The organism is Catenuloplanes indicus (genome assembly GCF_030813715.1).
Taxonomy (GTDB): Bacteria; Actinomycetota; Actinomycetes; order Mycobacteriales; family Micromonosporaceae; genus Catenuloplanes; species Catenuloplanes indicus.
Window position 1 is genome coordinate 4,189,427 of sequence record NZ_JAUSUZ010000001.1, and the last position, 13,532, is coordinate 4,202,958.

Consider the following 13,532-nt stretch of genomic DNA (forward strand, 5'->3'; position numbering starts at 1 on the left):
TAACTATGCGTGACTTGCCGCGGCCGGATCCGGGAGTCGCCGACCACCGGTCGGCGGGCCGCCTGCTGTGGTGGATGGTCCTTCGGGTGCGGCACAAGCTGGCCGTCTCGGTCGGCCTCGGCGTGCTGTGGATGTGCTCGATGGCGCTGGCACCGGCGCTGATCGGCATCGCGGTCGACCGCGGCGTGGCCGGCCGGGACGCGGGTGAGCTCGCCGGCTGGGCCGGTGCCGTACTCGCGCTCGGCGTGGTGCAGGCCGTGGCCGGGATCCTCCGGCACCGGTTCGGCGCACACAACTGGCTCGACACCGCGTACGGAACCGTGCAGCTCACCGTGCGGCAGTCCGCCCGGGTCGGCGCCGCGCTCCCCCGCCGGATGTCCAGCGGCGAGGTGGTCAGCATCGGCGTCTCGGACATCGAGCAGCTGGGCAGCGCGATCGAGATCGTCGACCGGGCGATCGGCGCGGTCGCCGCGGTCGTGGTCGTCACCGCGATCATGCTGGGCACGTCCACCCAGCTCGGCCTGGTGGTGCTGATCGGCGTGCCGCTGCTGCTAGCCGCGGTCGCGCTGCTGCTCCGCCCGTTGCAGGCCCGGCAGGAGGCGTACCGGACGCGCCAGGGCAAGCTCACCACCCGGGCCGCGGACATCGTCACCGGGCTGCGCGTGTTGCGCGGCGTCGGCGGCGAGCACCTGTTCGCGGCCGGTTACCGCAGCGAGTCGCAGGAGCTGCGCGCCGCCGGCGTACGGGTGGGCCGCGTCGGCGCCGTGCTGGAGGCGACACAGGTGCTGCTACCCGGGCTGTTCCTGGCGCTGGTCGTCTGGCTCGGCGCGCGGCTGGTGCTGGCCGGCGACCTCACCGCCGGCCAGCTCGTCGCGTTCTACGGCTACACCGCGTTCCTGGTCCCGCCGCTGCGCACGCTCACCGAGGCGGCCGACAAGATCGCGGTCGCGCTGGTCTCCGCGCGCCGCCTGGTCCGGCTGCTGGACCTGGAACCGGACCCGGCGTCGCCGGCACACCCGGTGCCGATGCCGCGGGAGCCGGCGGCGCTGGCCGATCCGCGCTCCGGGCTGCTGGTGCGCCCGGGCGTGCTGACCGCGATCGCGGCGGCCGACCCGGCGGACGGGGCCGCGATCGCGGAGCGGCTGGCGCGGTTCACCGACTCGGAGGCGCGGCTGGGCGACGTACCGCTGCGGGATTTTGATCTTAATGAGTTGCGGTTCCGGGTGCTGCTCGCGGAGAACGAGGCGCGGCTGTTCGCCGGCCCGCTGCGCGATGCGCTGGGCGGTGGCCCGGTCGAGGACGCGCTGCGCACGGCCGCGGCGGAGGACATCGTGAACGCGCTGCCGGACCGGCTGGAGACCGAGATCGCGGCGCGCGGGCGGGAGTTCTCCGGCGGGCAGCAGCAACGGCTGCGGCTGGCCCGGGCGCTGTGCGCGGACCCGGAGACCCTGATCCTGGTGGAGCCGACCAGCGCGGTCGACGCGCACACCGAGGCGCGAATCGCGAGCCGGCTCGGCCCGGCGCGCACCGGGCGCACCACCGTGGTCTGCACGACCAGCCCGCTGGTGCTGACGCACGCGGACCGCGTCTGCTACGTCGAGGACGGCAAGGTCATCGCGGAGGGTACGCATCGCGAGCTGCTCACCGGCGAACCGCGCTACGCCGCGACGGTCACCCGCCAGGAGGCGTCATGACGCAGCTGCCGATCGCCGACGGCGGCGAGGTCCGGCGGTACGTGCTGGGCCTGTTCCGCCGCCACCCGCGCGAACTCGGCGTCATGCTCGGCCTGCACGGGCTCGGCGCGCTCTGCGGCCTGGCCTCCCCCTGGCTGCTCGGCGAGCTGGTCGAGATCATCCGGGCCGGCGGCACAGCCGGCACGCTGGACCGGGTCGGTCTGGCGCTGGCCGGGTTCGTCATCGTGCAGAGCGTGCTGGTGTACTTCGCGCGGTACGCGTCCGCGCGGCTCGGCGAGCGGGTGCTGGCCGAGCTGCGCGAGGAGTTCGTCGACCGGGTGCTGTCCGTGCCGATCGGGACCGTGGAGCGGGCCGGCACCGGCGACCTGCTCACCCGGACCACCCGGGACGTCTCCTCGCTGGCCTACAGCGTGCAGTGGGCCGCGCCGGAGATCCTCACCGCGCTGATCACCATCGTGCTGCTGATCGGTGCGCTGGCGCTGGTGTCGCCGCTGTTCCTGCTGGTCCCGCTGATCGCGGTGCCGACGCTGTGGCCGGCGACCCGGTGGTACCTGCGCCGTGCCGCCGGTGGCTATCTGCGCGAGCGGGCCGCGTACGCGCGGATCACCGAGGGACTGGCCGAGACCGTCGAGGGCGCGCGAACCGTGGAGGCGCTGCGGCTGCACGAGCGCCGCCGCCGGCAGACGGACGCGGACATCAGCGGCTCCTACTGGGCCGAGCGCTACACGCTGTTCCTGCGCACGGTCTGGTACCCGCTGGCGGACACGTCCTACGTGCTGCCGATCGCCGGGACGCTGCTGCTCGGCGGGCTGTACTACGCGAACGGCTGGATGACACTGGGCACCGTGATCGCGGCCGTGCTCTACATGCAGCAGCTGGTCAACCCGATCGACCAGGTGCTCTCCTGGCTGGAGGACCTGCAGGAGGGACAGGCCGCGCTGGCCCGGGTGATAGGCGTCGGGAACGTCCGCACGGCCGGCGGCGAGTCCACCGACGTGCCGCGCGGGAACGGCATCCGGCTCGACGACGTGACGTTCGCCTATGTGCCCGGCCGTCCGGTGCTGCGTGGCGTCTCGCTGGACATCGCGCCCGGCGAGCGGCTCGCCGTGGTCGGGCCGTCCGGCGCGGGCAAGTCCACGCTGGGCCGGCTGCTGGCCGGGGTGCACCGGCCGGGGTCCGGCGCGCTCACGGTCGGCGGCGTGCCGGTGTCCGCGCTCCCGCCGGAACGGCTGCGCGGCGAGGTCGCGCTGGTCACCCAGGAACACCACGTGTTCGCCGGTACGCTGCGCTTCAACGTGGTGCTGGCCCGGCCCGGCGCCGGTGCCGACGAGATCACGGACGCGCTGGCCGCGGTGGACGCGCTCGGCTGGGCGACCGAACTGCCGGACGGGCTGGAGACGGTGGTCGGCGAGGGTGGACACCCGCTCACCCCGGCGCAGGCGCAGCAGGTGGCGCTGGCCCGGCTGGTGCTCGCGGACCCGCACACGCTGGTGCTCGACGAGGCGACGTCGCTGCTCGACCCGCGCGCGGCCCGGTCGCTGGAACGCTCGCTGGCGGCGGTGCTGGCCGGCCGGACCGTGGTGGCGATCGCGCACCGGCTCTTCTCCGCGCACGACGCGGACCGGGTCGCGGTGGTGGAGGACGGCCGGATCGTGGAGTGTGGATCACACGACGAACTGCTGGCCGCGAACGGCTCCTACGCCGCGCTCTGGCGATCCTGGCAGAGCTAGAGCCGGTATGCCGGGGCGCGGTCCGCACGTCGATACCGGCTCTAGAGATCCCAGACCGAGACCCCGCCGGTACGGCTGGGAGCGCGCCCGGTCAGGCCGGTGAGCAGCGCCTCCACGGCCGCACGGTACGGCTGGTCATTCGGCAGCACGATCACGGACGTCTGCCAGTAGGCCAGGTCCGCGGCGAACGCGGCCCGGTCCACCGCGGTCAGCGGCGGGACGAACCCGGTCGCACTGACCGACACGATCAACGCGTGCGTCGGCCGCCGCCACGGGCCGAACATGGCCCGGCCGTCCGCGGACGGGTCCGGACCGAGGAAGTAGCCGAGCGCCAGCGGGAAGTCCAGGCCGGTCCGGGCGGCCCAGCGCATGCCTGTGGTGTCCGTCCACACCCGCGGCGTGACCAGCATGCTGCCACCGTCCGCGAGATGTGCGCGGTAGCCGCGCTCCGCGATGTAGGCCGGCACCGCGGCGACCCGCTCGGTGGTCAGCGGCATCGGCACGATCGGCACCAGCGCGGCCACGACCAGCGCCACCCCGGCCCGGGACCGGTCCACCGCGAGCGCCAGCAGCAGGCCGACGCACGGGATCGCGATCAGCGACAGCCGGGTCGGCACCACGGAGTCGAACAGCGGCAGGTGCGCGAACGGCTCCCACGGGCCGGGGCGGGTCACGTCGCCGTACCCGTTGACGATCACGTCCCGGCCGACCGAGAGGACCGCGAAGACCACGGCGGTGCAGGCGGCGGCGAGCGCGGCGGCCCGGCGCCGGAACAGCACCGCGAGCACCACGAACGTGATCACCAGCGGGATGCCGAACGCCGCGTTCTGCTCGGTCTCGTTCGGCGTCAGGTGGCCGAACGGGGAGATCGGCCCAGCCAGCGAGTGCGTGGCGAACGAGACGAACGCGGTCACGTCGTTGCCGTAGCTGGTGGTGAACTCCGGTACGCCGCGGTAGCTGCCCGGGCCGGTGAACTGCACCCACAGCGGGTACGCGACCAACGGGACCACCACCGCCAGCGCGACGCCGAGGCTGGTCAGGAACCGCCGCTTGTCCACCTCGTGCGGGCGCAGCGCCAGGAACAGCAGGCCGAAGACCGCGCAGCCCAGGCCGGTGAAGAACAGCGCCTCCTCGTTGATGAACACCTGCCACGCCATGATCAGGCCGAGCGTCAGGCCGTTCCTCCGGCTCGGGCTGAAGAGCAGGTGAACGACGAACGGGAGCAGGAACTGGGCGGTCCAGTTCGGGTGCCCCTGCGCGTGCGTGTAGACGCCGGGCGCGAAGCCGCAGAACGCGCCGCCGACCCAGGCCGCGACCGGTGACACGCGCAGCCGGCGCAGGAACACCCAGAACCAGCCGTACGCGGTGAGCGCCAGACCGAGCAGCACCAGCAGCGCGATCGTGGCGGCCGGACCGGCGAGCAGCGTGACCGGCGCCAGCGGGATGCCGAGGCCGAGCACGGACGTGTTCGCCATCAGGTTCACGCCGAGCGGCACGTTGAGCTGATCGGTGACGAACGGGTCGCTGACGTCGCCGGTCACCAGTGCGGCGGCCCGGGCCAGCACGTACTCGAAGAACGCGTGGTCACCTTCGTTGGCCGCCGGCACGGCCCGGTCCGGATCCCGCCACAGCGGCAAGGTCACGATCAAGCCCATCAGCAGGTACGCGATGAGCGCCGTGAGGTGCCTCCCGGTCCGGGTCACCGATGCATGATAGGGCTTCCCCAGCCGGACTTATCGGACTTATCGGTCGACTTGGGTGAACTCCCAGACGTGCGGTGACCGTGCGACCAGGTGCTCCGGCGGCTCCGGCAGGTCGACCGGGCCGCTGCGCCACTTGGAGATCACCACGAGCCGGTTGTCCGTCGAGGAGAACACCTCGGTGGACATGTGCAGCGGGTAGACCTCGATCGACGGGACCGCGGCGTCGCACACCCAGGTGAGCAACTCCGCGTGACCCGCGGGCCGGGCCTTGACCTCCCACATGCGAACGATCACGTCCGGCATCGCCCCCTCCTCCCCTGGCGGTGAAACTCTTTCATCCGGGGGGATGACACCGGAGGCTACCGGTCCCGCTCCATGATCAGGGCATCGGTGTTGCTCGGCTGGTAGTAGCCCTTGCGGACGCCGATCCCCTCGAAACCGTAGCTGCCGTACAGCCGCTGCGCGGGCACGTTGTCCACCGCGACCTCCAGCAGCACCCGCTCCGCACCGTGTCGCTCCGCCTCGGCCAGGAGCGTCTCCAGCAGCGCGCGGCCGACGCCGTGCCGCTGCCGGTCGCGGCGGACCGCGATGTTCTGCACCCAGGCGTCCGGTTCCTGCATCGCCAGCCCGGCGTAACCGTCCACGCGGCCGGCGTCGTCCAGTGACACCACGTAGTAGTGACCGTTCGCCAGCTCGTTCCAGAACATGCCGGCGGTCCACTTCTCGGCGCCGAACAGGTCGGCCTCGATCGGCAGCAACTCGTCGATATGCCACCAGCGCAGCGGCCGGATCGCGTCACTCATCGCCGGAACCATAGCGCCTTGCCACGTCACAAGGGGTGCGCGGCTCTGTGACCGGTCAGTAGGCTGGGGCCATGTGGCAGGCCGAAGTTCGAGTTGATCTCGACGCGATCCGGGCGAACGTGGCCCATCTCGTCGCCGGGACCAGCGCCGAGGTCATGGCGGTGGTCAAGAGCGACGGGTACGGGCACGGCATGGTCGCCTCCGCACGGGCGGCTCTGGACGGCGGCGCCACCTGGCTCGGCGTCGCCACCCTGACCGAGGCGCTCACGCTGCGTGAGGCCGGGCTGACCGCGCCACTGCTCTCCTGGCTGATCGCCCCCGGCCTGCCGCTGCACGACGCGGTCGCGGGCGACATCGACCTGAGCGTCGCCACGCTCGGCCTGCTGGACGAGGTGGCCACCGCGGCCGAGCGCGCCGAGCGCGTCGCCCGCGTGCACCTGAAGATCGACACCGGGATGAGCCGCGGCGGCGCCACGCCCGCGGAGTGGCCGGTGCTGCTGGAGGCGGCCGCCAAGGCACAGTCGGACGGGCTGATCGACGTGGTCGGCGTCTGGTCCCACCTCGGGTGCGCGGACGAGCCCGGCCACCCCAGCGTCGACGCGCAGCTGACCGCGTTCCGGGACGGGCTGGAGGTCGCCGCCCGGTTCGGTGTCCGGCCGCGCTACCGGCACATCGCCAACTCGGCCGCGCTGCTCACCCGCCCGGACGCGCACTTCGACCTGGTCCGCCCCGGGCTCGCCATCTACGGCCTGTCGCCGATGGGCGGACGCGCCGACGGGCTCCGGCCCGCGATGACCGCACGCGCCCGGGTGATGCTGGCCAAGCGGGTACCGGCCGGCTCCGGCGTCTCCTACGGCCACACCTACGTCACACCGGTCGAGTCCACCATCGCGGTGATCCCGATCGGCTATGCCGACGGCGTCCCCCGGCATGCCTCCAACGGCGGCCCGGTGCAGATCGGCGGCCGGGTCCGCCCGATCGCCGGCCGCGTCTGCATGGACCAGTTCATGGTCGACTGCGGCGACGATCCGATTCAGGCCGGTGACCTGGTCACCCTCTTCGGCCCCGGCGACGCCGGCGAGCCCACCGTCGACGACTGGGCCGCCGCCTCCGGCACCATCAACTACGAGATCGTCGCCCGCTTCGGCAGCGCCAGGGTAGCCCGCGTCTTCGACGGCCTCCCCCCGGAGCCCACCTCATGACTCCACCCCGGACCGCCACCGCTCGCTCGCGACCGCAACCGCGGCCCTCCGGCACGCCCGGCACCGGCGCCCCGATGCCAGCCGGCGCGGCACCCGGTACCGGCGGGCCCAGCGACCCGACGCCGGTCAGCTCAGCGCCGGCCAGCAGGGTCCCAGCCAGCCCGGCGCGCGCCGACGCGGCGCCGCAGCGGTTGCGGGTGGCCGGCGGGAGTGGCGTGGTGGCTCGATTCGTCCGACAGCGTTATCGCAGCCTGGAGGAAGGGCAAGCATGAGTTCGGCGTCATCGTCCTCGTCGTCTCTGGTTTCGTCGGTCTTCACCCCCAAGGTCGGGAAACGCGCCGGGATCATCGGCGCCGTGGTCGGGCTCGCCGCCGCCGGCATCGCGGCCGGGGTCGCCGCCGAGCGGACCATCGTGCGCCGCACCAAGCGGGGCACGATCGATCCGTACGCGGATGAGAAGTTCGGCGAGCAGCCCTACGACGAGTCCTTCATGATCACCGCGCCGGACGGCACCGACCTGCACGTCGAGGTGCTCGACCCGGTCGACGGGCTGGAGGTCGAACCGGACTTTCCCGGTGCGCCCGGTGCTGACCTGGAGGCCGAGCCCACGATCGTCTTCGTGCACGGCTTCTGCCTGGACATGGGCACGTTCTACTTCCAGCGCAAGGAGCTGGTACGGCGCGGCGACTACCGGATGGTCTTCTACGACCAGCCGGGGCACGGCCGCTCCGGCAAGCTGGAGTCCGGCGACTACCACCTGGAAGCGCTGGCCGAGTCGCTGAACGCGGTCATCGAGGCCACCGTGCCGACCGGCCCGATCGTGCTGGTCGGCCACTCCATGGGCGGCATGACGATCATGGCGCTGGCCGAGCGGTACCCGGACCTGCTGCGCACCCGGGTGTCCGGCGTCGTGCTGATGGCCACGTCCGGCGGCAAGCTGGAGGAGGCCCGGCTGTCGCTGCCGTCGCTGGCCGCGCGGGCCGGTGCGCCGTTCCTGCCGGTCGTCACCCGGACCACCCGGCTCACCGGCAGCGTCATCGACCGAGCCCGGCTCGCCTCCTCCGACCTGGCCTGGCTGCTCACCCGCCAGTTCGGCTTCGGCGGCAGCGCGCCCAGCCCGGCGCTGGTCACGTTCGTCGAGTCGATGAACTCGCACACCACGGCAGACACGGTCACGCGCTATCTGCGGACGATCTACACGCATGACCGGTTCCCCGCGCTGGACACGCTGCAGGACATCCCGACGCTCGTGATCGCGGGCGACAAGGACCAGATCCTGCCGGTCACCCACTCGCGTGAGATCGCCCGCCACCTGCCGAACGCGGAGTTCATCGAAATCCCGGACAGCGGGCACGTGGTCATGCTGGAGCACGCTGACGAGGTGAACGCCGCGCTCATCTCCTTCCTGGAGAAGCTGTGACGGTTCTGTCGCACCCGTCCGATACGGTGCGACCGCACGTCCCGTAGTTCCCCTGTGGAGGAGTCGCCAGCATGTCCCTCGACCTCGTCAGCCTGCTGCCCGCGCCGTGGCAGGCCGTCCTCGCCCCGCACCTGGACGCGGAGCGGACCCGCAAGCTGGGCGAGTTCGTCGCGGGGGAATATGCGTCGCAGACCGTCTACCCCCCGGTCGAGGACCTGTTCACGGCATACCGGCTGTGCCCGCCGGAGCGGGTGCGCGTGCTGCTGCTCGGCCAGGACCCGTACTTCAAGGCCGGCCAGGCACACGGCATGAGCTTCAGCGTCCGCGAGGGCGTCCGGGTGCCCCCGTCGCTGCGCAACGTCTTCAAGGAGATCGCGGCCGACGTCGGCGCGGGCATGCCCACCACCGGCGACCTGACTCCGTGGGCCGAGCAGGGCGTCCTGCTGCTCAACTCGATCATGACGGTTCGCGAGGGGAAGGCCGGTTCGCACGCGAAGAAAGGCTGGGAGGAGTTCACGGACGCCACCATCAGCGCCGTGAACGAGCTGGACACGCGCGTGGTCTTCATGCTGTGGGGCAGCTACGCCCGGAAGAAGGCCGCACTGGTCACCAACCCGCAGCACGTGGTGCTGGAGGCCGGCCACCCGAGCCCGATGAACCCGGCCGGTTTCCTCGGCACCCGCCCGTTCAGCGCCTGCAACAAGGCCCTCGCGGACGCCGGCCTCACCCCGATCGACTGGTCGCTCACCCCGGCCTGATCTGCCCGTCCAGCACCGCCACCCGGCCGTCACGGGGCCACTCCGGCAAGTGGTAGTCCGAGCGTGATGCGGGACAGCGCGTCCAGCGCCGTCCCGCCACGATCCCAGTAGCCGAGGTGCCCGGCGTCGGCCTGGCTGGGGAAGACGCGGGCGCCGAAATCCGGGTCCGCGGGGTTGTGCCCGTGCCACAGGTCGTCCTCCGGCCGGCCGTAGGCGAGGGCCGCGCCCGCGCCCGGCACCGCGGCCGCGAGCGCGGCATCCGTCACCGCGGCGACCGGTGACACCGGCGCGTGCTGGATCGGGTCGGTGATCGAGGTACTGGCCCAGACCTCGGACACGCGCAGCTGTGTCGCGTGCTCCACCCCGGCACCGGGTGAGGCGAGCAGCACCAGTGCGTCGGCGTCCAGCCCGTGATCGCGGGCGGTCACGCCGGTGACCAGGGTGCCGTAGCTGTGGCCCAGCACCACCTGCCGGGCCGGGTCGCCCTCGTGCGACGCCCGCAACCCTTCCTGGAACTGGTGCAGCGCGGGCGCCGCATCCCGCGCCGGTGCGGCGGACACGGCCTCGTCCAGGAAGTCCGGTGCGTCGTAGTCCAGCCAGAGCACGGCCGCGGTACGTCGCGCCGGGTCCAGCTCGGTCGCGGCCTCGGCAACCCGCGCGGCCCGGTCCAGCTCACCACCGGCCGAGGCGAGATCGCTGGTCATGCCGGGCACGTAGGTCACCACGGCCGCGCTGCGGTCCGGATCGCCGACCGCCACGATCGCCCGGCCGTCCCGCGACGGGTCGAAGCGCACCAGGTAACGCGGCGGATCCGCGTCCGCGGACACCCGCTCGGCCAGCCGCTCCAGCGACCCGATGAGCGCGGTGTCCCGCGCGTAGGCTGCGTCGCCCGGGATCACGCCACGCAGGTCGGCACCGGTCAGGCTGACGCCGCCGGACGCCGCGCCGCTGCGCAGCCCGTCCACCGGGAGGCCGAGGCGGGCCGCCTCCAGCGCCAGGTCCAGCAGCGCGCGGTTGGCCAGGTCACGAGCGGTGATCGGCACCCCGTCCAGCCCACCGACCAGCGTCGGCTCGTGCCGGATCAGCCACCGCCGCTGCGCCGGGGTGAGCGAGTCCCACCACGCGCGCGTGGTGGCCGGCGACGCGTCCGGCCCGGGCCGGTGCCCCGGCGGCACGCTCTCCCACCCGTGACCGGCCGCACCGCTCAGCTCCGCGAGCCGGACCGCCGCCTCCGCGTCCGCGACCGCCGCCGCACGCAGCGCCGCCTCGATCTCAGCCGCCACGGCCACCGACGGCCCACCACCCACCGGCACCGCACCGCCCGGGGTGAACGCGCCGACCACCCGGCCCGTGATCTCGACCGCCAGGCCCGCTGCCTCGGCCGCGCGGACCGCCGCAGCCAGACGAGCCTTTGCCGCCTGGACGGCCGCCGCGTATTCCGTCAGAACCGTGGCGGTCTCGAGCTGCGCGAGCCGGCCGGCCTCCAGATCGTCCCGCAGCCGGCGGAGGCGGCCGATGGCCGCGTCGGCGCCGGCACCCGACCAGACGCGGGTCACCGCGACCGCACCGGCGGCCAGCTCCAGCGCACGCCGGGCACCGGATGCCGCGAGGTCGCGCCAGGCCGCCGCGGACGCCCGCCACGCGGGCGGGCTCGCCTGCCACAGCTGTTCATACGTCACGGCCATGCGCGTTTCACCCCCGGTGCGCCGGTCAGGTGGCGGAGGCGGGTGGCGGCCGACCGGTCGACCGCCTCATAAGCCGTGGCCGCACGAGCGAGCCCCGCCGCCGCTGCCGCCACGCCGGTGCCGCACCGATCCAGCGCGGACCAGGCCGCATCCGCCAGCTCGGCCGACGCGCCGGACGCCGCCCAGCCGGGCGCGGTGACGGACAGGCGGCCCGGTGGCATGCCGAGCAGCCGGCGGGCCACAGCCGCGAGCCGGTCAGCGCAGGCCCGCAGCGCCGGAGTGGTGACGTCGATGACTTCCATGCCGACCACCGTCCCACTCGGACACCGGGCCGGATAAGCCCTGTGGACGACGTCCGGCGCGCGTACCGCATGGTTGTCCACAGGGGTTGCCGACTCCCCCACTAGGCTCTACAGCGTGATCGTTTCCGTCGGCATGGACGTGGTGCTCGTCGAGCGGTTCGTCCGCGCGCTGGAACGGACGCCGCAGCTCGCGGACCGGCTGTTCACCGAGGGCGAGCGGCATACCGCGTCCGGGAATCCGCGGCCCGCCGAGTCGCTGGCCGCCCGGTTCGCCGCGAAAGAGGCGGTCGCGAAGGCGCTCGGTGCGCCGTCGGGGTTGCGCTGGCACGACTGCGAGGTGGTCTCGGACGCGGCCGGGCGGCCGTGGCTGACCGTGTCCGGCACGGTCGCGGCCGCCGCCGCCGAGTGCGGGATCACGCGCTGGCACCTGTCCCTGTCGCACGACGGCGGCATCGCGTCCGCCATGGTGGTAGCCGAGAGCTAGGAGTTCGCATGCGGGGCGTGTGGCGGGTCGCCGACGTGAGGTCGGCGGAAGAGACGCTGATGCGCGAGGTCCCGGACGGCACGCTCATGCAGCGCGCCGCGGCCGGGCTCGCCCGCCGGTGCGCGCTGCTGCTGGACCGGGTCTACGGGGCCCGGGTGCTGCTGCTGGTCGGCGCCGGGAACAACGGCGGTGACGCGCTCTTCGCGGGCGCGCTGCTGGCCCGCCGCGGCGCGCACGTCACCGCGCTGCTGCTGAGCCCGGACCGGGCACATCCGGCCGGTCTGACCGCGCTGCGCCGGTCCGGCGGCCGGGTTCGCACCCGATGGGACGAACGGCTTCCCGCGGACCTGGTGATGGACGGCATCGTCGGCATCGGCGCCACCGGCGGCCTGCGCGAGCCCGCCATCGGCATCGTCGAGGCGCTGGCCGTGCGCGCCCCGCGCCCGATCATGGTCGCGGTCGACGTGCCGAGCGGCGTCGACGTGGACACCGGCGCGGTGCCGGGCGCGGCCGTCACGGCGGACGTGACGGTCACGTTCGGCTGTCTCAAACCGGCACTGGTCGCCGGTCCGGCCGCGCCGCTGGCCGGTCACGTCGAGCTGGTCGACATCGGCATCGCGCCACAGGCCGCGCCCGCGCTGCGGATCGCCGGTGCCGCGGACGTCGCCGAGTGGTGGCCCCGGCTGACCGCCGGCTCGGAGAAGTACACCCGGGGCGTCGTCGGGATCGCCACCGGCTCGCACACGTACCCGGGTGCGGCCGTGCTGTCCACCGCCGGTGCGCTGGCCGGCCCGACCGGCATGGTGCGATATGCCGGAACCGCCCGCGCCGAGGTGCTCCGGGCGCATCCGTCCGTCGTCGCGGCGGACTCCGTCGCCGGCACCGGGCGTGTGCAGGCCTGGCTCTGCGGCTCCGGCATCGGCACCGACGAGGACGCGCGCACGGCGCTGCACGACGTGCTCGGCACGGATCTGCCGGTCGTGCTGGACGCGGACGCGCTCACCATGCTGGTCGACGGCTCATCGGCGGACCGGCTCCGGGACCGCGACGCACCCCTGGTGATCACGCCGCACGACCGCGAGTTCGCCCGGCTGGCCGGTGGCGGGCCGGGATCGGACCGGGTGGGCGCCGCGCTCGCCCTGGCCGCGCGGATGCACGCGGTGGTGCTGCTCAAGGGCGACCGCACGATCGTCGCGGCGCCGGACGGTACGGCCTGGGTCAACCCGACCGGCACCGCCGCGCTGGCCACCGGCGGCACCGGCGACGTGCTGGCCGGCCTGCTGGCGTCCCTGCTGGCCGCGGGCGTCGATCCGGTCCGGTCCGCGGTCACCGCCGCCTACCTGCACGGCCTCGCCGGTCGCGTCGCCGCGGAACACGGGCCGGTCACGGCGCCGGACGTGGCCGTCGCGCTGCGCGAGGCGGTCGCCTCGATCATTCCTTGAGATTTTCCCGCTTCCGGCGTGCCCACTTCCCCAGTGCTCCCGCGGGCACCGGTTCCGTCGCCGGTCACCGAAACCCCGGAGCGTCAGGCGACGAGGCGAACGCGCGCGAAGCCGCGGCGAGACGCGGCCGGGACGTGACCGGCGACACCGACCGCGGCTCGTGGTGACCACCCGCGGAACTGACAGGGAGGAGCGCCGGCGACGACCGGTGCCCGCGGGAGCATGCGGACAGCACCACCCGGGGAGCGGGTATATCGATCTGCACGGAAAGGCCGGCCCGCGAGCGAACGCGGGCCGGCCTTCAGCGGA

Annotated in this window: 12 protein-coding genes; 7 read left to right on the plus strand and 5 right to left on the minus strand. The window is 73.7% G+C overall.

Annotated elements, in window-relative coordinates; all coding sequences use genetic code 11:
• Nucleotides 1-5 precede the first annotated feature (5 nt).
• Together J2S42_RS18775 and J2S42_RS18780 are read left to right on the plus strand one after the other, a co-directional pair.
• Nucleotides 6-1,694, plus strand: a complete 1,689-nt coding sequence (locus tag J2S42_RS18775; RefSeq protein WP_307240943.1) for an ABC transporter ATP-binding protein — start codon at nt 6-8, stop codon at nt 1,692-1,694.
• Nucleotides 1,691-3,424 carry an ABC transporter ATP-binding protein gene (locus J2S42_RS18780; RefSeq protein WP_307240945.1) on the plus strand — a complete coding sequence of 578 codons (1,734 nt, stop codon included), beginning with the start codon at nt 1,691-1,693 and terminating at the stop codon, nt 3,422-3,424. The genes J2S42_RS18775 and J2S42_RS18780 overlap by 4 nt, the downstream gene beginning before the upstream one ends.
• Nucleotides 3,425-3,465: 41 nt before the next feature.
• Here the strand turns inward: J2S42_RS18780 and J2S42_RS18785 are convergent, their stop codons facing one another.
• The 3 genes from J2S42_RS18785 to rimI all read right to left on the minus strand — a co-directional run bounded on the left by J2S42_RS18785 (nt 3,466) and on the right by rimI (nt 5,930).
• Nucleotides 3,466-5,127, minus strand: a complete 1,662-nt coding sequence (locus J2S42_RS18785) for a DUF6311 domain-containing protein (protein ID WP_307240947.1) — start codon at nt 5,125-5,127, stop codon at nt 3,466-3,468.
• Nucleotides 5,128-5,166: 39 nt separating this feature from the next.
• On the minus strand, nt 5,167-5,421 hold the full coding sequence (locus J2S42_RS18790; RefSeq protein ID WP_307248846.1) for a hypothetical protein: 255 nt from the start codon (nt 5,419-5,421) through the stop codon (nt 5,167-5,169).
• A gap of 65 nt (nt 5,422-5,486) precedes the next feature.
• On the minus strand, nt 5,487-5,930 hold the full coding sequence (gene rimI, locus J2S42_RS18795; protein WP_307240949.1) for a ribosomal protein S18-alanine N-acetyltransferase: 444 nt from the start codon (nt 5,928-5,930) through the stop codon (nt 5,487-5,489).
• A gap of 71 nt (nt 5,931-6,001) precedes the next feature.
• Here rimI and alr point away from each other — a divergent pair, with 71 nt between their 5' ends.
• From alr to ung, 3 genes are all read left to right on the plus strand, one after another.
• Complete coding sequence (alr, locus tag J2S42_RS18800; protein WP_307240951.1) at nt 6,002-7,132, plus strand: alanine racemase; 1,131 nt, start codon at nt 6,002-6,004, stop codon at nt 7,130-7,132.
• Nucleotides 7,133-7,430: 298 nt separating this feature from the next.
• The gene (locus J2S42_RS18805) at nt 7,431-8,552 is read left to right on the plus strand and encodes an alpha/beta fold hydrolase (protein WP_370879406.1); all 1,122 of its coding nucleotides are present in this window, start codon (nt 7,431-7,433) and stop codon (nt 8,550-8,552) included.
• 71 nt (nt 8,553-8,623) lie between these two features.
• The gene (gene ung / locus J2S42_RS18810) at nt 8,624-9,310 is read left to right on the plus strand and encodes a uracil-DNA glycosylase (RefSeq protein WP_307240955.1); all 687 of its coding nucleotides are present in this window, start codon (nt 8,624-8,626) and stop codon (nt 9,308-9,310) included.
• Between the two features lie 29 nt (nt 9,311-9,339).
• On the opposite strand, the gene J2S42_RS18815 is transcribed toward ung, so the two are convergent.
• Together J2S42_RS18815 and J2S42_RS18820 are read right to left on the minus strand one after the other, a co-directional pair.
• The gene (locus J2S42_RS18815; protein ID WP_307240957.1) at nt 9,340-10,995 is read right to left on the minus strand and encodes an alpha/beta hydrolase; all 1,656 of its coding nucleotides are present in this window, start codon (nt 10,993-10,995) and stop codon (nt 9,340-9,342) included.
• The gene (locus J2S42_RS18820) at nt 10,986-11,297 is read right to left on the minus strand and encodes a hypothetical protein (RefSeq protein ID WP_307240959.1); all 312 of its coding nucleotides are present in this window, start codon (nt 11,295-11,297) and stop codon (nt 10,986-10,988) included. Before J2S42_RS18820 ends, J2S42_RS18815 begins: the two co-directional genes overlap by 10 nt.
• Nucleotides 11,298-11,412: 115 nt before the next feature.
• Between J2S42_RS18820 and J2S42_RS18825 the strand changes: the two genes are divergently transcribed.
• Both J2S42_RS18825 and J2S42_RS18830 read left to right on the plus strand, forming a co-directional pair.
• On the plus strand, nt 11,413-11,781 hold the full coding sequence (locus tag J2S42_RS18825; RefSeq protein ID WP_307240961.1) for a holo-ACP synthase: 369 nt from the start codon (nt 11,413-11,415) through the stop codon (nt 11,779-11,781).
• A gap of 8 nt (nt 11,782-11,789) precedes the next feature.
• Nucleotides 11,790-13,223: an NAD(P)H-hydrate dehydratase gene (locus J2S42_RS18830; protein WP_307240963.1), complete on the plus strand. Its 1,434-nt coding sequence runs from the start codon at nt 11,790-11,792 to the stop codon at nt 13,221-13,223.
• Nucleotides 13,224-13,532 lie beyond the last annotated feature (309 nt).

What these genes read in the sequence shown, in the direction of transcription:
- J2S42_RS18775 (WP_307240943.1), top strand. Translation starts at nt 6, where the DNA reads ATGCGTGACTTGCCGCGGCCGGATCCGGGAGTCGCCGACCACCGGTCG.
- J2S42_RS18780 (WP_307240945.1), top strand. Translation starts at nt 1,691, where the DNA reads ATGACGCAGCTGCCGATCGCCGACGGCGGCGAGGTCCGGCGGTACGTG.
- rimI (WP_307240949.1), bottom strand. Translation starts at nt 5,930, where the DNA reads ATGAGTGACGCGATCCGGCCGCTGCGCTGGTGGCATATCGACGAGTTG.
- alr (WP_307240951.1), top strand. Translation starts at nt 6,002, where the DNA reads ATGTGGCAGGCCGAAGTTCGAGTTGATCTCGACGCGATCCGGGCGAAC.
- ung (WP_307240955.1), top strand. Translation starts at nt 8,624, where the DNA reads ATGTCCCTCGACCTCGTCAGCCTGCTGCCCGCGCCGTGGCAGGCCGTC.
- J2S42_RS18815 (WP_307240957.1), bottom strand. Translation starts at nt 10,995, where the DNA reads ATGGCCGTGACGTATGAACAGCTGTGGCAGGCGAGCCCGCCCGCGTGG.
- J2S42_RS18820 (WP_307240959.1), bottom strand. Translation starts at nt 11,297, where the DNA reads ATGGAAGTCATCGACGTCACCACTCCGGCGCTGCGGGCCTGCGCTGAC.
- J2S42_RS18830 (WP_307240963.1), top strand. Translation starts at nt 11,790, where the DNA reads ATGCGGGGCGTGTGGCGGGTCGCCGACGTGAGGTCGGCGGAAGAGACG.